Source organism: Modestobacter sp. KNN46-3 (assembly GCF_011039295.1).
Window position 1 is genome coordinate 21,102 of record NZ_JAAKGN010000004.1, and the last position, 18,459, is coordinate 39,560.

19 protein-coding genes are annotated in these 18,459 nt (G+C 74.1%); 6 read left to right on the top strand and 13 right to left on the bottom strand.

The window, feature by feature from the left end; all coding sequences use genetic code 11:
• Positions 1–96 precede the first annotated feature (96 nt).
• Together G5C62_RS02400 and G5C62_RS02405 are read left to right on the top strand one after the other, a co-directional pair.
• Entirely contained in the window at positions 97–1,032 is a 936-nt protein-coding gene (locus G5C62_RS02400; RefSeq protein ID WP_164699879.1) for a PspC domain-containing protein, read from the top strand.
• The gene (locus G5C62_RS02405) at positions 1,025–1,321 is read left to right on the top strand and encodes a hypothetical protein (protein ID WP_052090894.1); all 297 of its coding nucleotides are present in this window, start codon (positions 1,025–1,027) and stop codon (positions 1,319–1,321) included. The genes G5C62_RS02400 and G5C62_RS02405 overlap by 8 nt, the downstream gene beginning before the upstream one ends.
• Before the next feature lie 45 nt (positions 1,322–1,366).
• Here the strand turns inward: G5C62_RS02405 and G5C62_RS02410 are convergent, their stop codons facing one another.
• From G5C62_RS02410 to guaB, 4 genes are all read right to left on the bottom strand, one after another.
• Positions 1,367–2,203 (bottom strand): sodium:calcium antiporter, encoded by an 837-nt coding sequence (locus G5C62_RS02410; protein ID WP_206330436.1) that lies wholly within the window; start codon positions 2,201–2,203, stop codon positions 1,367–1,369.
• Between the two features lie 343 nt (positions 2,204–2,546).
• Entirely contained in the window at positions 2,547–4,109 is a 1,563-nt protein-coding gene (guaA, locus tag G5C62_RS02415; RefSeq protein ID WP_231558020.1) for a glutamine-hydrolyzing GMP synthase, read from the bottom strand.
• A 44-nt stretch (positions 4,110–4,153) separates the two neighbouring features.
• Positions 4,154–5,323: a GuaB3 family IMP dehydrogenase-related protein gene (locus G5C62_RS02420; RefSeq protein WP_164699880.1), complete on the bottom strand. Its 1,170-nt coding sequence runs from the start codon at positions 5,321–5,323 to the stop codon at positions 4,154–4,156.
• Positions 5,324–5,327: 4 nt separating this feature from the next.
• Positions 5,328–6,848: an IMP dehydrogenase gene (guaB, locus tag G5C62_RS02425; RefSeq protein WP_036334336.1), complete on the bottom strand. Its 1,521-nt coding sequence runs from the start codon at positions 6,846–6,848 to the stop codon at positions 5,328–5,330.
• Between the two features lie 190 nt (positions 6,849–7,038).
• Here guaB and G5C62_RS02430 point away from each other — a divergent pair, with 190 nt between their 5' ends.
• Entirely contained in the window at positions 7,039–7,473 is a 435-nt protein-coding gene (locus tag G5C62_RS02430; protein ID WP_164699881.1) for a DUF5319 family protein, read from the top strand.
• 117 nt (positions 7,474–7,590) lie between these two features.
• Here the strand turns inward: G5C62_RS02430 and G5C62_RS02435 are convergent, their stop codons facing one another.
• Positions 7,591–8,349, bottom strand: a complete 759-nt coding sequence (locus tag G5C62_RS02435; RefSeq protein ID WP_164699882.1) for a response regulator transcription factor — start codon at positions 8,347–8,349, stop codon at positions 7,591–7,593.
• Positions 8,350–8,717: 368 nt separating this feature from the next.
• Between G5C62_RS02435 and G5C62_RS02440 the strand changes: the two genes are divergently transcribed.
• A complete protein-coding gene (locus G5C62_RS02440) occupies positions 8,718–9,017 on the top strand; it encodes a WhiB family transcriptional regulator (protein ID WP_036334333.1) in 300 nt (99 codons plus the stop codon).
• Positions 9,018–9,118: 101 nt separating this feature from the next.
• Here the strand turns inward: G5C62_RS02440 and G5C62_RS02445 are convergent, their stop codons facing one another.
• The 3 genes from G5C62_RS02445 to groES all read right to left on the bottom strand — a co-directional run bounded on the left by G5C62_RS02445 (position 9,119) and on the right by groES (position 12,940).
• Complete coding sequence (locus tag G5C62_RS02445; protein ID WP_164699883.1) at positions 9,119–10,732, bottom strand: diguanylate cyclase; 1,614 nt, start codon at positions 10,730–10,732, stop codon at positions 9,119–9,121.
• 144 nt (positions 10,733–10,876) lie between these two features.
• The gene (gene groL / locus G5C62_RS02450; RefSeq protein ID WP_164699884.1) at positions 10,877–12,517 is read right to left on the bottom strand and encodes a chaperonin GroEL; all 1,641 of its coding nucleotides are present in this window, start codon (positions 12,515–12,517) and stop codon (positions 10,877–10,879) included.
• Positions 12,518–12,631: 114 nt separating this feature from the next.
• Positions 12,632–12,940 carry a co-chaperone GroES gene (gene groES, locus G5C62_RS02455; RefSeq protein WP_036334331.1) on the bottom strand — a complete coding sequence of 103 codons (309 nt, stop codon included), beginning with the start codon at positions 12,938–12,940 and terminating at the stop codon, positions 12,632–12,634.
• A 191-nt stretch (positions 12,941–13,131) separates the two neighbouring features.
• On the opposite strand from groES, the gene G5C62_RS02460 reads away from it, so the two are divergent.
• Positions 13,132–14,379: a THUMP-like domain-containing protein gene (locus G5C62_RS02460; RefSeq protein ID WP_241175665.1), complete on the top strand. Its 1,248-nt coding sequence runs from the start codon at positions 13,132–13,134 to the stop codon at positions 14,377–14,379.
• A gap of 26 nt (positions 14,380–14,405) precedes the next feature.
• Here G5C62_RS02460 and tsaD read toward each other — a convergent pair whose 3' ends face one another.
• From tsaD to tsaB, 3 genes are read right to left on the bottom strand one after another with little or no spacing between them, the layout of a single operon-like run.
• Entirely contained in the window at positions 14,406–15,440 is a 1,035-nt protein-coding gene (gene tsaD, locus G5C62_RS02465; protein ID WP_164699886.1) for a tRNA (adenosine(37)-N6)-threonylcarbamoyltransferase complex transferase subunit TsaD, read from the bottom strand.
• Positions 15,437–15,898, bottom strand: a complete 462-nt coding sequence (rimI, locus tag G5C62_RS02470; RefSeq protein ID WP_241175666.1) for a ribosomal protein S18-alanine N-acetyltransferase — start codon at positions 15,896–15,898, stop codon at positions 15,437–15,439. The genes tsaD and rimI overlap by 4 nt, the downstream gene beginning before the upstream one ends.
• Positions 15,895–16,557 carry a tRNA (adenosine(37)-N6)-threonylcarbamoyltransferase complex dimerization subunit type 1 TsaB gene (gene tsaB / locus G5C62_RS02475; protein ID WP_164699887.1) on the bottom strand — a complete coding sequence of 221 codons (663 nt, stop codon included), beginning with the start codon at positions 16,555–16,557 and terminating at the stop codon, positions 15,895–15,897. Before tsaB ends, rimI begins: the two co-directional genes overlap by 4 nt.
• 119 nt (positions 16,558–16,676) lie before the next feature.
• On the opposite strand from tsaB, the gene G5C62_RS02480 reads away from it, so the two are divergent.
• Positions 16,677–17,357: an alpha/beta hydrolase gene (locus G5C62_RS02480; RefSeq protein WP_164699888.1), complete on the top strand. Its 681-nt coding sequence runs from the start codon at positions 16,677–16,679 to the stop codon at positions 17,355–17,357.
• A 3-nt stretch (positions 17,358–17,360) separates the two neighbouring features.
• Here G5C62_RS02480 and tsaE read toward each other — a convergent pair whose 3' ends face one another.
• Entirely contained in the window at positions 17,361–17,813 is a 453-nt protein-coding gene (gene tsaE / locus G5C62_RS02485) for a tRNA (adenosine(37)-N6)-threonylcarbamoyltransferase complex ATPase subunit type 1 TsaE (RefSeq protein ID WP_036334325.1), read from the bottom strand.
• On the bottom strand, positions 17,810–18,427 hold the full coding sequence (locus G5C62_RS02490) for a uracil-DNA glycosylase (protein WP_036334323.1): 618 nt from the start codon (positions 18,425–18,427) through the stop codon (positions 17,810–17,812). The genes tsaE and G5C62_RS02490 overlap by 4 nt, the downstream gene beginning before the upstream one ends.
• Positions 18,428–18,459: the final 32 nt, after the last annotated feature.

Here is an 18,459-nt window from a genome sequence, read left to right on the forward strand (position 1 = left end):
GGTGATCACCCGGAGGCAGGGCGACCGTCGGGGATCAGGGTCGGTCCAGGGGGTTCCCTGATACCGCGGGGCGAGCGGAGTCGGCAGGCTCGTGGCATGACCTCAGCACTCCCTCCCTCCGCCCCGCCCCCGGCGGCCGAGCAGCCACCGGGCTCGTGGCCGCCTCCGCCGCCACCGGGGCCGGTGGCGCGTCCACCGTTGCGCCGCAGCCGCACGGACCGGGTGATCGGCGGCGTCGCCGGCGGCCTGGCCGACTACACCGGTGTGGACGCCCTGCTGTGGCGGGTGGGCGCCATCGCGCTGACCCTCGCGGGCGGCAGCGGCCTGATCATCTACGTGCTGCTGTGGCTGCTCATGCCGGCCGCCCCCGCGGCGCCGCCCGGCCAGCCCGGCGTCCCGGACCAGGCCCGCACCGGCCCGCGTTCTCCGGTGCCCGGCGTGACGGTCGCGGCGCTGCTGATCATCGCTGGCATCGCGGTGCTGCTGGACCAGTTCACCGACGTGGAGCTGGGTGCCCGCGGCGTCCTGGGCATCGCCCTCCTCGTCGTCGGCGTCGGCCTGATGGTCGGCGCGCTGACCGGGATCGGCCGGGGCGCCAAGGGCGGGCTCATCGGGCTCGGCCTGGTGCTCTCCGTGGCGCTGGCGATCGCCTCGACCGTCGACGTCCCGTCCGGCGGGATGGGCGACCGCACCTGGCGCCCGGCGTCGGCCGCCGCCGTGCAGTCGGACTACGAGAACGGCGCCGGCGACCTGCTGCTGGACCTGCGCGGCGTCGACCTCGACGACCTGGACTCCCCGATCACCACCCGGATCGACTCCGGGATCGGCGACATCGAGGTGATCGTGCCCTTCTCCGCCGACGTGGAGCTGGACGTCGTCCAGGGGGTCGGCGAGACCGACCTGTTCGGCGACAGCGTGACGAGCGGCTTCTTCCCCGGTCGGGGGACGGACGAGTGGTCCGGGGACTCCGACCCGGAGTTCGAGATCATGATCCACTCCGGTCTGGGCGACGTGGAGGTGTCCCGTGGCTGAGCACGACCCCTACGGACGGCGGGACACCGAGGTGTTCCCCCAGGGCACGACCGGCAGCACGACCGGGAGCTCCACCGCCTCCCCCGGCGACTCCTCCGACCGCCGACGCGACATCGACCCCGGGGCTCTGGTGGCCGGGGTGCTGTTCATCCTGGTGGCGGTGCTGCTGATGGCCGGGGTGGACCTCGACCTCGCCTGGTTCGGCGACGGCATCGCCTGGGTCATCCTGATCGGCGCCGGGGTCGCGCTGCTGGTCAACGAGTGGCGCAAGGCCCGCCGCCGGAGTTGAGGGCGGCGGTGGCCGGGCCCGGGGGACGCCCCCGGGCCCGGCCACTCAGCGCGTGACGACCGCGATGGCCACGGTGCCGAGGTAGATCAGCGGCAGCAGGATGCCCTCGAACCCGACCCCCTTGCGCTCGCGCATCACCAGCCCGGTCGCCAGCACGACGGTCATCAGGATCGTGCCGCCGAGCAGCACCAGGCTGATCTCACCGGCGTCGCGGTAGACCGGCCCCTCCAGGTAGGCGACGTCGGCCACCGGGATCATCAGGGTGTCGAAGACGTTCCCGCCGATGATGTTGCCGATGCCCAGGGTCAGCGCCCCCATCCGCACCGCGGTGATCAGCACGACGAGCTCGGGCAGCGAGGTGACCGCCGTGGTCAGGGTGAAGCCGACGACGCCGCTGGGCAGCCCGGTCGCCTGGACGACACCCAGCCCGGCCTGGCCGATCACCCAGCCGGCGACGCCGACCACCAGCGCGAGCGCCGCGAGCCGGCCCCACAGCCGCCGGGTCGAGGCGTCGGTGCCGTCGGGTTCGACGTCCTCGACCGTGGCCGAGGTCTGGATGGGTTGCCACATGGGGTGGTCGTGCATCCGCCGGAGCAGGACCAGCCCGTAGCCGTAGAGCAGCGGGATCAGCAGGGTCACCGGGTGGATCCAGCCCCACTGCAGCGTGGGGGTGGCGTAGGCGACCACCGGCAGGGACAGCATCCCGACCAGGAGCAGCGCCTGCAGCACGTTCTCCAATGAGGCGGCGGCGTGCTCCAGGTTCGCCCGGCGGTAGACCAGGTCGGCGATGGCCAGCCAGACCATCTGCACCGCGACGCCGCCGATCGGGTTGGCCAGGCCGAACCCGGCATCGCCCTCCAGCGCGCCGGTCGCGGTGGTCACGATGCCCGGCAGGGAGGTGACCGCACCGAGCAGCAGGGCGCCACCGATCGCGTCGCCCAGTCCGGGTGCGGTCGGCGAGCTCGTCGGCGGCGCGGGTCAGCCGGATGCCGGCGAAGACGATCACCGCTGCCATGGCGACGAGGGCCAGCGCGCTCGGCCAGAGTGGCCACACCCCGGCGGTCACTCCGGCACCTCCTCGCGTGGACGATCAGATCGGCGACAACCTGATCATGAGCCGCCGGCCCTCGCCACTCGGCGCCCCCGAACAGGTGACGCGCCGGAGCGCCCCCGCCCGACCATCCCCGGCGGCGTCAGGAAGAGGTGACGGTCGGGGTCCTCCCGCTCACTCCCACTCGATGGTGCCCGGCGGCTTGCTCGTCACGTCGAGCACGACCCGGTTCACCTCGGCCACCTCGTTGGTGATCCGGGTGGAGATCTTCGCCAGCACGTCGTAGGGCAGCCGGGTCCAGTCCGCGGTCATCGCGTCCTCGCTGGACACCGGGCGCAGCACCACGGGGTGTCCGTAGGTGCGCCCGTCGCCCTGCACGCCCACGCTGCGGACGTCGGCCAGCAGTACCACCGGGCACTGCCAGATCTCGGTGTCCAGGTGCGCCGCGGTGAGCTCCTCGCGGGCGATCGCGTCGGCCTGACGCAGCACGTCCAGCCGGTCACGGGTGACCTCACCGATGATCCGGATGCCGAGGCCCGGGCCGGGGAAGGGCTGGCGCTGCACCAGGGTGTCGGGCAGGCCCAGCTGCCGGCCGACCTCGCGCACCTCGTCCTTGAACAGCGTGCGCAACGGCTCGACCAGGGTGAAGGTCAGGTCCTCGGGCAGCCCGCCGACGTTGTGGTGGCTCTTGATGTTCGCCGTCCCGGTGCCGCCACCGGACTCCACCACGTCGGGGTAGAGGGTGCCCTGCACCAGGAAGTCGACGGTCTCGCCGTGCTCCTTGGCGTCGGCGATCACGTCGAGGGCGGCCTGCTCGAAGACCCGGATGAACTCCCGGCCGATGATCTTCCGCTTCGTCTCCGGGTCACTGACCCCCGCCAGCGCGGCGAGGAACTGCTCGCTGGCGTCGACGACGCGCAGGTCGGCTCCGGTGACGGCGACGAAGTCCCGTTCGATCTGCTCGGTCTCGCCCTCGCGCATCAGCCCGTGGTCGACGTAGACGCAGGTGAGCCGGTCACCGATGGCCCGCTGGACCAGCGCCGCGGCCACCGCGGAGTCGACCCCACCGGACAGCCCGCAGATGGCGCGGCGGTCGCCGATCTGCGCGCGGATCGACGCGACCTGCTCGTCGACGACGTTGGCCATCGTCCAGCTCGGCTCCAGGCCGGCGATGTCGAACAGGAAGTGCTCGAGCACCGTCTGCCCGTGCGGGGTGTTCTTCACCTCGGGGTGGAACTGCACGCCGGCCAGCCGCCGGTCGACGTCCTCGAAGGCCGCGACCGGGGCGCCGGTGCTGGTGGCGGTGACGGTGAAGCCGGGCGGTGCGGCGCTGACCGCGTCGCCGTGGCTCATCCACACCGACTGCTCGTTCGGCAGCTCGCCGAACAGCTGACCCGGGGTGGTCACGGTCAGCGGGGTGCCGCCGTACTCCCGGTCGCCGGTGCGGGCCACGGTGCCGCCGAGGCTGGCGGCCATCGCCTGGAAGCCGTAGCAGATGCCGAAGGCCGGCACCCCCGCCTCGAAGACGGCCGGGTCGACCTGCGGGGCGTCCTCGGCGTAGACGCTGGAGGGCCCGCCGGAGAGCACGATCGCCGCCGGCTTGCGGGCCAGCAGCTCGGCGACCGGCACGTCGGAGCCGACGAGCTCGGAGTAGACCCCGGCCTCCCGGATCCGGCGGGCGATCAGCTGGGCGTACTGGGCACCGAAGTCGACGACCAGCACGGTCGGGAAGTCCATCGTGGCCGGGCTGCTGGTGGTGGGGCTGCTGCTCATCGGGGGCGTCAGCCCACCAGGTGGCCGGGACCGGCCGCGGTGTCGCCGTTGCCACCGATCACCAGGTCGACCCGCTGGAACTCCTTGAGGTCCCGGTAGCCGGTCTTGGCCATGGTGCGGCGCAGAGCACCGAAGAGGTTGGTGCGCCCGTCGGCGGAGGTGGCCGGGCCGAGCAGCACCTCCTCCAGCGAGCCGCGGGCCTGCGCCGGTGCGGACGTGCCGCCGCGGGGCAGTCGCGGGTGCGCGGCCACGGAGTCCCACCACACGCCGCCGGCCGGCGCCTCCGCGGCGGTGCGCAGCGGCTCCCCGAGCTGGACGGCGTCGGCACCGCAGGCCAGCGCCCGGGCGATGGCGCCGCTGGTCTCGATCCGGCCGTTGGCGATGACGTGCACGTACCGGCCACCGGTCTCGTCGAGGTAGTCGCGGCGGGCCGCCGCGGCGTCGGCGATCGCGCTGGCCAGCGGCACCCGGACGCCCATCACGGCGTCGGCGGTGGACCAGCTGTCGGCGCCCACGCCGACGATCACGCCGGCGGCGCCGGTGCGCATCAGGTGCAGCGCGGTCTGGTAGTCCGCCGCGCCGCCGACGATCACCGGGACGTCGAGGTCGGCGATGAACTCCTTGAGGTTCAACGCGTCCCCGCCGGTGGTGACGTGCTCGGCGGAGACGATCGTGCCCTGGATGACCAGCAGGTCGACCCCGGCGGCGAGCACGGTCGGGGCGAGCGCCACGGTGTGCTGCGGGGAGACGCGCACCGCCGTGGTCACCCCGGCGTCCCGCACCTCCTTGATCCGGGCGGCGATCAGGTCCGGCTTCACCGGCTCGGCGTAGACCTCCTGCAGCAGCGCGGTCGGCGGGCCGCTGTCGGGCCCGGCGGCGTCGCGCAGGCGGCGGTAGACGTCGGTCGGGTCGTCGTACCGGGCCCACAGGCCCTCGGCGTTGAGCACACCCAGGCCACCGGCCTGACCGACCGCGACCGCGGTCTCCGGGCTGACCACCGCGTCGCTGGGGCTGGTGACGAGCGGGATCTCGAACCTGAAGGCGTCGATCTGCCAGGCGGTGGAGACGTCGTCGTGGTCCCGGGTGCGCCGGGAGGGGACGATCGACACCTCGTCCAGGTCGTAGCCCCGGCGGGCGAAGCGGTTCAGGCCGATCTCGACGTTGTCACGTACTGGCATGGGGTCAGCGGCCTCGGTAGTTGGGGGCTTCGACGGTCATCTGGATGTCGTGCGGGTGGCTCTCGGTGAGCCCCGCGGAGGTGATCCGGGTCAGCTGGCCGCGCTCCTGCAGGTCGGCGACGGTGGCCGCACCCGCGTAGCCCATGCCGGCGCGGAGCCCGCCGACCAGCTGGTGGGCGACCCCGGACAGCGGCCCGCGGTAGGGCACCTGCCCCTCGATCCCCTCGGGCACGAGCTTGTCGTCGGAGAGGACGTCGTCGGCGAAGTAGCGGTCCCGGCTGAAGGACTGGTTGCCGCGCTTCTGCATCGCGCCGAGGGAGCCCATGCCGCGGTAGGTCTTGTACTGCTTGCCGTTCATGAAGACCAGCTCCCCCGGGGCCTCCTCGACCCCGGCGAACAGGCCGCCGATCATGACGGTGTCCGCGCCGGCGACCAGCGCCTTGACGATGTCACCGGAGTACTGGAGCCCGCCGTCGGCGATGACCGGGACCCCGGCCGGGCGGGCGGCGAGCGCGGCCTCGTAGATGGCGGTGACCTGCGGGACGCCGACCCCGGCCACCACGCGGGTGGTGCAGATCGAGCCCGGCCCGACGCCGACCTTGACCGCGTCGACCCCGGCGTCGATCAGCGCCTGCGCGCCGGCCCGGGTGGCGATGTTGCCCCCGACCACCTGCACGCCGTGGCCCACGTTCGCGAAGTCCTTCTTCACCCGGGCGACCATGTCCAGCACGGCGCGCTGGTGGCCGTGGGCGGTGTCGACGACGAGCACGTCGACCCCGGCGTCCACGAGCAGCCCGGCCCGCTTGTAGGCGTCCTCGCCCACGCCCAGCGCGGCACCGACGGACAGCCGCCCGTCGACGTCCTTCGTGGCGTTGGGGTACTGGTCGCGCTTGACGAAGTCCTTGACGGTGATCAGCCCGCGCAGCCGCCCGCCGTCGTCCACCAGCGGCAGCTTCTCGATCTTGTGCTGCTTGAGCAGCGCCAGCGCCCGATCCGGGTCGACGCCCACCGGGGCGGTGACCAGCGGCAGCGGCGTCATCACGTCGCGCACCAGCCGGTGCTGGTCGGTCTCGAAGCGCATGTCCCGGTTGGTGACCATGCCGACCAGCACGCCCTCGGCGTCCACGACCGGTGCCCCGGAGATCCGGTAGCGGGCCGACAGCGCGTCGACCTCGGCGAGGGTGTTGTCCGGGGAGCAGGTGACCGGGTTGGTGACCATGCCGGCCTCGGAGCGCTTGACCAGGTCGACCTGGCCGGCCTGGTCCTCGGCGGCGAGGTTGCGGTGCAGGACCCCGATGCCACCGGCACGGGCCATGGCGATCGCCATCCGCGACTCGGTGACGGTGTCCATCGCCGAGGAGACCAACGGGATGGCCAGCCGGATGCCGCGGGTCAGCCGGGTGCTGGTCTCCACGTCGGTGGGGACGATGTCCGAGGCCCCGGGGACCAGCAGGACGTCGTCGTAGGTCAGCCCCAGCGGGGCGAACTTGGCCGGCAGTTCAGGGATGCGCTCGTCGGGCTGCATGTGCCGCCACCCTCTCGACTTCTTCGGTGGGAGCGCCTCGCCAGGCGCACTGGATCCCCCCACATGCTAGGCGGAGCACCGGAGGGGTCCCTCGCCCCGCTACCGTGGTCCGTCGGTCGGGCGTGCCCGGCCGACTGCTGGCTGACCAGCAATGACCGAGGATGCCGGCCCTGGCCGGCGAGGAGGACACGTGGACGCGTGGGACGACGCATTCGGCGCGACCCCGGATCGCGACCCGGACTTCGGGGGCGAGCTCGGCTCCGGTGACCACTCGGTGCAGCCACCGCTGACCATGGAGGAGCGGGCCGGGGTGCTCGACGACCTGGCCGAGCTGGAGGTCTTCCGCACGCTGCTGGAGCCCACCGGGGTCAAGGGCATCGTCGTGGACTGCCCCGACTGCGACGAGGAGCACCACGTCGACTGGGCGCTGATGCAGGCGAACCTGCGCCAGCTGCTGGACGAGGGGCAGACCGGCCGGCACGAGCCGCCGTTCGACCCCGACCCCGACGACTACGTCAGCTGGGACTACGCCAGCGGCTACGCCGACGGGATCGCCGCCCTGGCCGAGCGCGAGGAGCCCACCGGCCGGCACGGCACCGGCGGCCGCCACGCCCGCGACGACTGACGGAGGACCCCGGAGGCTGAGCCGTCTCCGTCCATGGTCCCGAGAAGCGGCCGAGCGCGGTGTCCGGAAGTCCGGACACCGCGCTCAGCCGCTTCTGGCTGGGTTTGCCGATCCAGCTCAGTGCATGATCCCGCGGCGGAAGCCGGTGGCCACGGCCTCGGCGCGGTCCTTGGCGCCGAGCTTGCGGAACAGCCGCCGCGCGTGGGTCTTGATCGTGTCCTCGGACAGGTAGAGCTCCCGGCCGATCTGGGCGTTGCTCTTGCCCTGGCTCATCCCGGTGAGCACCTGCATCTCCCGCGCGGACAGGGCGACCTGCGGCGTCTCGGGCACGGTCGAGCGCACCGTGGTCGGGGCCAGGCCGGCCAGCGGGCTGGCACCACCCCAGCCCGAGCCGGCGGGTGCGCCGGCGAGCACGCCCGCCTGCTGGGCGCTGCGCGGCGCAGGGGCCAGCTGGTGGGGCAGGCGCCCGCCGTCGGGGCGCATGCCGGTACGGGACAGGCCCAGCCCGAGCTCGAGGGGGCTGGCGTCCCAGCGGAGGTACCCGCGGGCGCCGAGGGACACCGCGGCGCGCACGGTCTCGGCGTCGTCCGGTGCCCCGAGCATGAGCACCGGCAACGTCGTGTGGGCACGCAGGACCTGGGTGGCCACGGACAGCCCGCTGTCGGTCGCCCGCTGGGTGCCGACGAGCAGGACGTCGGGCACGCGGTTGTCCAGCCGGGCCATCAGCGACGCCGGGTCGGCGACGGCCTCGACGCGGCTGACGAAGGGCAGGGCGAGCAGCCGGCCGGCGACGTCGTCCCGGACCCGGCGCCGCTCGTCGAACACCCAGACGACGGATCCACCGCTGCCGTTGCCCCGCGTCCTGTCCTCGATCACGACTGCTCCCGTCTGCGCCGGTCGGAACCGGCGGCGTACCGACCGGGCGTCGCCCGGGCGGGTGGCCGGAGCGAGGTGGTCCCCCCGCTCCCGGGAGCGCCGGCACCTCCGGTCTCCCGGACGGGTGTCGGGGTGTCCCCCACCCTGGTGGTCGGCACTCACTGTGATCACCTTGATCCTGTGGGTAGCGCGGCGACAGTGGCCGTCACCCCCGCGGGTGACGACCTGTGAGCGCGCGGCGGCCGAAGCACAACTCGGCCGATCCCGCACGACGAACGCGATCGGTCGTGTTTGCGGCTCGTCGGCAGCGGGCATCGGCCCGGAAGCGACCGGGCAGACCCCCCGGTGCACTGAGCCGAGGAGGTCCAATGGCTGACATCCGCCGACTGCCCAACCCCGTGGCCGAGGTCTGGGACTGGCAGCTGCACGGTTCCTGCCGGGGCGAGAGCACCTCGCTCTTCTTCCACCCCGACGGCGAGCGCGGCCCGGCCCGTGCGCGCCGCCAGGCCGCCGCCAAGGCCGTCTGCGGACGTTGCCCGGTCATCGAGTCCTGCCTCCAGCACGCCCTGTCGGTCCGCGAGCCCTACGGGGTCTGGGGCGGCATGAGCGAGGAGGAGCGAGCGCGGCTGATCGCCGCAGAGCCCGCTGCCATCGCCGCTGCGGTCTGATCCGTCCGCGGGAGGCCTCCCCCGCTGACGAGTTGCCGAGAGGGCCGGTCCGACGAACGCGTCGGACCGGCCCTCTCGGCTGTCCGGGATCCGGGGTCCGCTCAGCCCAGGTCGCTGACGACGCGGTCCCGTCCCCGGGTCTTGGCCTCGTACAGGTGCTCGTCGGCGCGGCTGAGCAGGTCGGCGAGCGCCGTCCAAGCGCCCCCGGCCGTGGTCGCCACCCCCGCGCTGAGGGTCAGCGTGAGGCCGTCGGCCAGCTCGGCCCAGGGGTGCGCGGCGACCGCCCGGCGCAGGTCGTCCAGCTGCCGGACGGCGCGCGGCAGGTCCCCGCCGACGAGCACCAGCAGGAACTCCTCGCCCCCCATCCGCGCGGCGAAGCCACCCGGCGCGGCGCCGCCCGACGCCGCGACCTCGAGTTCCGCCGCCACCGCGCGGAGCACCTGGTCGCCGACGTCGTGCGACCACGTGTCGTTGACCCGCTTGAAGTGGTCCAGGTCGACCAGCGCCACGGAGACGATCTCGGTCGTCGTGATCGCCCGGTCCAGCAGCTGCGGGAGCTGGTCGTCGACGAAGCGGCGGTTGTACAGGCCGGTCAGCGGGTCACGCAGCGAGAGCTCGCGGTAGCGCCGGCTCTGCCGCCGCGCCTCGGTCGCCTCGTACATCGCCTGCAGCGCCCGGGCCCGGGCGTCGCGTTGCGCGGACTGGAGGTCCAGCGCCGCCTGGCTGTACAGCTGGTGCTCCTCGAACGCCGCCTTGTAGTCCGCACCCGCTGCGTGCAGCTCGGCCTGCTCCCGCCGGGCGCGCACCCGGATGGCGGTCAGCCCGTGCTGCTCGCACCGTCGCACGCACTCGTCCAGCACCTCCTGGGCGCCGGCCACGTGCCCTCGGCGACGGCGCACCTCGGCCAGGGTCAGCAGGAAGTCCGCACCGGCGTCCCCGTCCGGCGAGGCGTCCAGCGCCCCGGACTCCGTTCCCGGCGCCAGTGCGTGCTCCGCCTCCTCCAGCCGGCCCAGCCCCAGAAGGGCACGGGCGATGGTGTCCAGCCGTCCGACGTGCAACGGCACCCCGTGCCGTTCGGCGAGTGCCTGCAGTTGCGTGCTCAGCCCCAGTGCGCGCTCGTACCGGCCGGCGATCGTCTCCACGTAGGCCCAGTTGTTCAGGATCAGCAACTGGCGGTCCACGTCACCGAGCTGCTCGGCGAGACCGAACACCTCCGCGTAGCGCTCCCGGGCTCCCTCGTCACCCTGCAGGCCCTGGCAGTCGGCCATCCGGGCGAGGTGGTCGATCCGCAGCACCGGCGGGTCCTCGTCCCCGAGCAGGTGCACGGACTGGACGGCGTGCTCCAGGGCGAGCGAGAGGTCGCCCAGCTCCTGAAGGACGGCCGCCAGCAGGAAGTGGCTGCGGGACAGCAGGTGCCGGGCGTCCGCGTCGGTGGCCCAGCGCTGCACCTGGCGGGCGATCCGGCCGGCCTCGGCTACGTCGCCGCGCCGTCGGGCCAGGTCCGCCAGCACCAGCCGGGCACGCAGCTCCAGCTCGGGTGCCCCCAGCGCGCGGGCGGCGTCCTCGGCCTGCTGCGCCCGGTCACCGATTCCGTCGACGTCGAAGCGGGACAGCGCCTCCAGTTCGTCGAGGGCAGCCGCCAGCTCGACGGCGTCCTCAGGGGTCGCCGGATCCGGGCGGGGCACCGCCCGCTCACCGACCTCCACGTCTGGCACCCCACCCCATCGACGGCGCGAACGGCACGTTGAGCCCCTGTCTCGGTGGACTGACCCTCATGGGTGGTGCGCCCGCGGCCACGAACGGGTCCGCCCCCGCTCCCAGACGGGAGCGGGGGCGGGTGTCAGCCGGTCGCGCTCAGCTCAGTGGCTGTGCCCGTGGCCGTGCGAGTGCCCGTGGGTGTGGTGCCCGGCGCCGTCGGACTCCTGCTCGGCGGGCTTCTCCACGATCGCGGAGTCGGTGGTGAGCACCATGGCCGCGATCGAGGCGGCGTGCGACAGGGCCGCCTTGGTGACCTTGACCGGGTCGATGACGCCCTGGGCGGCCAGGTCGCCGTACTCGCCGGTGGCGGCGTTGAAGCCCTGACCCACACCCAGCTCACGGACCCGGCCGACGACGACCGGCCCCTCGAACCCGGCGTTGGAGGCGATCAGCGACAGCGGCGAGTCGATCGCCTTGCGCACCGACCGGGCGCCGATCAGCTCGTCGCCGGTCAGCTCCAGGTCGTCGATCGCCGAGGCGGCGTGCACCAGCGCGGAGCCACCACCGGGGACGACGCCCTCCTCCACCGCAGCGCGGGTGGCGGCGATCGCGTCCTCGATGCGGTGCTTGCGCTCCTTCATCTCCACCTCGGTGGCGGCACCGACCCGGATGACCGCGATGCCGCCGGCCAGCTTGGCCAGCCGCTCCTGCAGCTTCTCGCGGTCCCAGTCGGAGTCGGTCGCCTCGATCTCCTTGCGGATCTGGGCGACCCGGTCGGCCACGGCGCCGGAGGTGCCGCCGCCGTCGACGATCGTGGTGTCGTCCTTGGTGACGGTCACCCGGCGCGCGGTGCCCAGCACCTCGAGGCCGACGCCGTCCAGGGACAGGCCGACGTCCTCGCTGACGACCTGGCCACCGGTGACGATGGCGAGGTCGGTCATGAACGCCTTGCGCCGGTCGCCGAAGTAGGGCGACTTCACCGCGACGACCTTGACGGTCTTGCGGATGGAGTTGACGACCAGGGTGGACAGCGCCTCGCCCTCGACGTCCTCGGCCACGATCAACAGCGGGCGGCTGCCGGTCGCCAGCACCTTCTCCAGCAGCGGCAGCAGGTCGGCCAGGGCGCTGACCTTGCCGCTGACCATGAGGACGAGGGCGTCCTCGAGGACGGCCTCCATCGACTCGTTGTCGGTGACGAAGTACGGCGACAGGTAGCCCTTGTCGAACTGCACGCCCTCGGTGACGTCCAGGTCGGTGGTCATGCCGTTGGCCTCTTCGACGGTGATGACGCCGTCCTTGCCGACCCGCTCCATCGCCTCGCCGATCAGCTCGCCGACCTCGGCGTCCTGGGCGGAGACGGTGGCGACCCCGGCGATCGCCTTGCGGTCGTCGACGGGGATGGCGACGGCGTCGAGGGCGGCGGAGACCGCGTCGACGGCGGCGCGCATGCCGCGGCCCAGGCTCATCGGGTTGGCCCCGGCGGCGACGTTGCGCAGGCCCTCGTGCACGAGGGCCTGGGCCAGCACGGTGGCGGTGGTGGTGCCGTCACCGGCGACGTCGTTGGTCTTGGTGGCGACGTTCTTGGCGAGCTGGGCGCCGAGGTTCTCGTACGGGTCCTCGAGCTCGATCTCCCGGGCGATGGTCACGCCGTCGTTGGTGATCGTCGGAGCGCCGAAGTTCTTGTTGATGACCACGTTGCGGCCACGGGGGCCGAGGGTGACCTTGACGGCGTCGGCGAGCTTGTCGACGCCACGCTCGAGGGCGCGACGGGCGTCCTCGTCGAACAGGATGATCTTGGCCATGCCAGACCTCTCTCAGGTGGTGCGGAGGAGAACGGGGGCAGACGACGACCGCCCCGGGACCCGGTGGTTCGGGTCGCCGGGGCGGTGTCGTGCTGGTCTAGCGGAGGAGTGCGGTCACTTCTCCACGACGGCGAGCAGGTCGCGCGCGGACAGGACGAGGTAGTCCTCGCCGCCGTAGCGCACCTCGGTGCCGCCGTACTTCGAGTAGATGACCACGTCGCCGACGTTCACGTCGAGCGGGACCCGGTTGCCGTTGTCGTCGACGCGGCCGGGGCCGACTGCGACGACGGTGCCCTCCTGGGGCTTCTCCTTGGCGGTGTCCGGGATGACCAGGCCAGAGGCGGTGGTGGTCTCGGCCTCGTTGGCCTGGACGACCACGCGGTCCTCGAGCGGCTTGATGTTGACCTTGGTAGCGGTCGTCACGTCGTGACGCCCCCTTCGGTGTCGGACGGGCTCTCGAATGGATGGTGCTGATGCTGTGGCACGGGGGCTGGGCCTCGCCGTCGCGGGGGTCGGGGCCCGGCCCGTGTCGATTGGCACTCTACCCATGTGAGTGCCAGCCGCTCAACCGGGGTCCCGCCCAGGTGGGGACGGCGATGCGCCAGGCTGTGCCGGTGCCCGGCGACCCCCACGACGACGAGACCGACGGGCAGGCAGCGGAGACGGTGCGCCAGCTGCAGGCGCTCGCGACCCCGGCCGGCGCGGCCGCGCTGACCCGCGCGCGGGAGCTGCTGGCCGACCGCACCGACGCCGTCACCGCGCTGACCCGGCTGCGGTCCGAGGTGGGAGTGGAGCTGGCCGGCCCGGCCTGGGGCATCGCCCGGCAGCGGGAGCGGGCCCGGCCGGCCTTCGGCGCCGACGCCGACCGCTTCTTCTTCACCGCCGACGCGCTGGAGCAGGCCGGCCGTCCGCTCCTCGCCGACCGGCGGGCAGCCCGGTTGCTGGCCGCCGGCGCCCGGTCGGTGGTCGACCTCGGCTGCGCCGCCGGCACCGACACGATCGCGCTGGCCCGGGCCGGCGCCGCCGTGGTCGCCGTCGACCTGGACCCGGTCGCCCGCGAGCTCACCCGGCTCAACGCCGCGGCGGCGGGGCTCCGCGGCGTCGAGGTACGCGCGGCGGACGCGGTCGACCTGGTGGCCGCCGCGACCGGGGGCCGGGTGGCCGGCTGCGACGCCGCCGTCCTGGACCCCGCCCGGCGGGCCGGCGGACGCCGCCAGCTCGACCCCGACCGCTGGTCCCCGCCGTGGTCGACGGCGCAGGCCCTGCTCGACACCGCCCCCACGTGCGTGGTCAAGGTGGCTCCCGGGCTGGACCACGACCGGGTGCCCGCCGGGGTGGAGGCCGAGTGGGTGTCGCTGGGCGGGTCGATCGTGGAGGCGCTGCTGTGGGGGCGGGCGCCGTCGCGCACCTGGCGCCGGGCCACCGTCGTCGGCCGGGACGGCGTGGTGCACGAGCTGACCGCCGACACCGACCCGGGTGACGCCGAGCCGGGCCCGGTGCGCGGCTGGCTGCACGAACCCGACCCCGCGGTCATCCGCTCCGGGCTGGTCGCCCTGGCCGCGACCGAGCTGGACGCGACCCTGGTCGACCCGACGATCGCGTACCTGACCTCCGACGCGGCCGCGGACTCCCCGTGGGTGAGCTCCTACCGGGTGACCGACGTGCTGCCGTTCAACCTGAAGAAGCTCAAGGCGCTGCTGCGCGCCCGCGGCGTCGGCCGGGTGGTGGTGAAGAAGCGGGGGTCGCCGATCGAGCCCGAGACGCTGGCCCGCCAGCTCCGCGGCCCCGGCGAGGACAGCGCGGTCGTCGTCGTCACCCGCGTCGCCGGCGCCCCCACCGTGCTGGTCTGCGCGGCCCCCTAGTCCACCAAAATGGCCATTTCGGTGGTTCAGCGGCTGATGAGGTCGATCGGCATGGAGCTGTCGGCGCCCAGGTCGATCGGCGCCGCCGGCACTCCCGCCTCCACCAGGCGGGAGCCGAGCGCGGCCACCATCGCACCGTTGTCGGTGCACAGCCGCGGGCTCGGGGTGCGCAGCACGATCCCGGCGGCGTCGCAGCGCTCCTGGGCCAGGGCGCGCAGCCGCGAGTTGGCCGCCACACCGCCGCCGATGACCAGGTGGTCGACCCCGTGGTCGCGGCAGGCCCGCACCGCCTTGGCGGTCAGCACGTCGACCACCGCCTCCTGGAAGGACGCGGAGACGTCGGCGACCGACACCGGCTCCCCGGCCCGCTCCCGGCCCTCCACCCACCGGGCCACCGCCGTCTTCAGCCCGGAGAAGGAGAAGTCGTAGGTCGCGTCCCGGGGGCCGGTGAGCCCGCGCGGGAAGGCGATCGCCCGCGGGTCGCCCTCCCGGGCGGCGCGGTCGATCGGCGGGCCGCCTGGGAAGGGCAGGTCGAGCACCCGGGCGACCTTGTCGAAGGCCTCCCCCGCGGCGTCGTCGATCGTCCGGCCCAGCTCCTGCACGTCCTGGGCGAGGTCGGGCACCAGCAGCAGGGAGCTGTGCCCGCCGGAGACGAGCAGCGCGATCGAGGGCTCGGCCAGCCGGCCGTGCTCCAGCTCGTCGACGGCGACGTGCGCGGCCAGGTGGTTCACCCCGTACAGCGGGACGTCGAGGGCCAGCGCGTAGGCCTTGGCCGCGGCCACGCCCACCAGGAGCGCGCCGGTGAGCCCCGGGCCGGCGGTGACGGCGATCGCGTCGACGTCGCGCAGGGTCACCCCGGCGTCGGCCAGCGACCGGTGCACGGTCGGGACCATCGCCTCCAGGTGCGCCCGGCTGGCGATCTCCGGGACCACCCCGCCGAAGCGCTCATGCTCGGCCATGGACGTGGCCAGCGCGTCGGACAGCAACGTCTGCCCGCGCACCAGCCCGATCCCGGTCTCGTCGCACGAGGTCTCGAACCCCAGCACCAGCGGCTGGCTCATCGCCGCACCTCCCGCAGCATCACGACGGCGTCCTTCCCACTGAGCGGGTAGTAGTTCGGGCGGCGGCCGATCTCGGCGAACCCGCGCCGGCGGTAGAACGCCTGGGTCGCCTCGTCGTCCTCGCGGACCTCCAGCAGCACCGGCGTGCGCCGCCCGTCCGCCTCGGCGAGCAGCGCGTCCAGCAGCAGCGCCCCGATCCCCTCGTGCTGCCGCGTGCCGGCCACCCCGATGGTCGCGATGTGCGCCTCGTAGGGATAGGCGATCAGCCCGGCGTAGCCGACCACGGCGTCGGCGTCGGCATCGGCATCGACGGCGACCAGGTAGTGCCGGGTGTCGGGACGGGCGAGCTCGTCCCGGTACATCCACTCGGTCCAGGTGTCCGGCGCGAAGAGCTCCTCCTCCAGCTCCATCACCCGGGGCAGGTCCGCGACGGTCATGTCGCGCAGCCGCACGCTCACTGGCTCACCGGCTTGCGGGTCACCGACGGCACCGCGTCGGGACGGCGGAGGTACAGCGGCTCCAGCGCTGCCGGCGGCCGGTCGAACAGCGGCACGGCGGCGCGCAGCAGCCCGGCGGTGGTGACCTCGGCGGCGACCACCTCGCGGCCCAGCCGCTCGGTGAACCGGACGTCCCCGACGACCGGGTCGGTGACCGGGGCGTCCTCCGGCCGGTCGACGCCGGGGCCGGTCAGCCGCTCCCCGTCAGCACCGTAGGTGGCCCAGTGGACCTCCTTGCGCCGCGCGTCGGTGACCACCGACCGGGCGCCGTCACCGACGGCGTCCAGCGAGCAGACGCCGTAGACCGTCGTCCCGATCGCGTCACCCAGGGCGGCCGCGGTGACCACCCCGACCCGCAACCCGGTGAACGGGCCCGGCCCCAGCCCCACCACGAAGGAGTCCACCTGACGCATCGCGACCCCGCCCTCGGCGAGCACCTCGCGGATCGCCGGGGTGAGCAGTTCGGCGTGCCGGTTCCCCGACGGGAGGGCCCGTTCGGCGAGCACCTCGACGGTGCGCTGGGCGGGGAGCAGCAGCGCACCCTCCACCCGGGTCGAGGTGACCTCGGCCAGCCCGACGACGAGGGTCGGGGTGGCGGTGTCGAGCGCGAGGACGAGCACGACCGTCGAGGGTAGATGCCGCTCCCCGGCCCGCCGTCGGCAGCGGCCGGCGGTTGCGCCCGAGGCAGGCTGTTGATCGACTGCGCGGGCCCACCTCCCCCCGACGACGAGGAACCCGCATGCCCGCCACCCTGATCCTGGTCCACGGCGCCTGGCACACCCCGTGGTGCTGGCAGCCGCTGGTCGACCACCTGCCCGGCGTCGACGTCGTCCGTGTCGCGCTGCCCAGCTCCGGCACCGACCCGCAGTCGCTCGGCGACCTCACCGCCGACGCCGCCGCCGTCCGGGACGCGCTCGCCGAGGTCGAGGGCCCCGTCGTCCTGGTGGGGCACTCCTACGGCGGGATCCCGATCAGCGAGGCGGCCACCGCCGAGCTGGGCGTGGCGCACCTGGTCTACCTGTGCGCCTTCCAGCTCGACGTGGGCGACTCGCTGGTGAGCAGCCTGGGCGGACAGGTCCCGTCCTGGCAGGAGCTGCACCCGACGCACGTGCGGGCCACCGCGCCGGAGACGGTGTTCTACAACGGCGTCTCCCCGGAGCTCACCCGGCAGGCGGTGGCCGAACTGCAGCTGCAGTCCACGGCCGCGCTCACCCAACCGCTGAGCCGCGCCGCCTGGACGGAACTGCCGAGCACCTACGTCGTCTGCGAGCAGGACCAGGCCATCCCGGTGGCCGCCCAGGAGGCGATGTCCTCCCGCGCCGGCACCGTGCTCCGGCTGGACACCGGCCACTCGCCGTTCCTGGCCGCGCCGGCCGACCTGGCGGCGCTCCTGCGCCCGATCGTCGAGCGGGCCGGCTGAGGCTCAGGCGTCGGTGAGCCGCTGCTCCCAGCCCGGGCCGACGGGCACCAGCCGGACGGTGCGGACGTCGTCGTCCCGCCGGTCGAGCTCGACCACCAGGTGCTCGTCGGCCAACTGCTCGACCAGGCCGTGGCCCCACTCGACGACGGTGACCGCCTCGTCGGTGGTGGCGTCCAGGTCCAGGTCGTCGACGTCGGCCATGCCGGCCAGCCGGTAGGCGTCGACGTGCACCAGCGGGACCCGTCCGCCGCGGTGCACCCGGGCCAGCACGAACGTCGGTGAGGTCACCGGGCCGGGGACACCGAGGCCGGCACCGATCCCCTGGGTGAGCGCGGTCTTGCCCGCACCCAGCGGCCCGGCCAGCACGACGAGGTCACCGGCCCGGAGCAACCCGGCCAGCTCGCGGCCGAAGGCCTGGGTGTCGGCGACGGTGGGCAGCTCGTGCGCGCGCCTCACAGCGAGCCCGCCACGGCGCGCAGGTCGGCGGCGAGCGCGGCTCGCGGGGCACCGTTCGGGCCGAACCGGATCGCGGCCGACGGGTGGTAGGTGACCCACACGGCGCGCCCGTCGACGTCGTGCGCCCGGCCACGCACCTGGCCGAGCACGGTGCGTGGCCCGAGGAACCACTTGGCCGAGGAGAGCCCGAGGGCGACCACGACGTCGGCGCCGAGCAGGTCGAGCTGGCGGCGCAGCCAGCCGCTGCACCGGGCGACCTCGGGGGCCTTCGGGGTGCGGTTGCCCGGCGGGCGGCACTTCACGATGTTGAGCACGGCCACCTCCGCCCGGGGCAGCCCGGCCTCGTCGAGCAACAGGTCCAGCAGCGCGCCGCTCCTGCCCACGAACGGCCGGCCGGTCTCGTCCTCGGTGGCGCCCGGCGCCTCCCCCACGACCACCAGCCGCGGCCGACCCGTCACCGGCACGTCCCCGACGACGACGTGCTGCCGGGTGGCGGCCAGCTCGGGGCACGCGACGCAGGAGCGGGCGACCTCGGCGAGCGAGGACCAGTCCGGCGCGGCCGCGGCGGTCGCCGCCACCTCGGCGGCGGCCGCGTCGGGTCGGGGAGCAGCCACGCCAGCACCCTACGACCGGGGCCCGGCCGGGG

Excerpts from the sequence above, each read along its gene's own strand:
- groL (WP_164699884.1), bottom strand. The coding sequence starts at position 12,517 with ATGGCCAAGATCATCCTGTTCGACGAGGACGCCCGTCGCGCCCTCGAG.
- G5C62_RS02440 (WP_036334333.1), top strand. The coding sequence starts at position 8,718 with ATGGCTGACATCCGCCGACTGCCCAACCCCGTGGCCGAGGTCTGGGAC.
- G5C62_RS02400 (WP_164699879.1), top strand. The coding sequence starts at position 97 with ATGACCTCAGCACTCCCTCCCTCCGCCCCGCCCCCGGCGGCCGAGCAG.
- G5C62_RS02480 (WP_164699888.1), top strand. The coding sequence starts at position 16,677 with ATGCCCGCCACCCTGATCCTGGTCCACGGCGCCTGGCACACCCCGTGG.
- tsaD (WP_164699886.1), bottom strand. The coding sequence starts at position 15,440 with ATGAGCCAGCCGCTGGTGCTGGGGTTCGAGACCTCGTGCGACGAGACC.
- guaB (WP_036334336.1), bottom strand. The coding sequence starts at position 6,848 with ATGCAGCCCGACGAGCGCATCCCTGAACTGCCGGCCAAGTTCGCCCCG.
- G5C62_RS02420 (WP_164699880.1), bottom strand. The coding sequence starts at position 5,323 with ATGCCAGTACGTGACAACGTCGAGATCGGCCTGAACCGCTTCGCCCGC.
- guaA (WP_231558020.1), bottom strand. The coding sequence starts at position 4,109 with ATGGACTTCCCGACCGTGCTGGTCGTCGACTTCGGTGCCCAGTACGCC.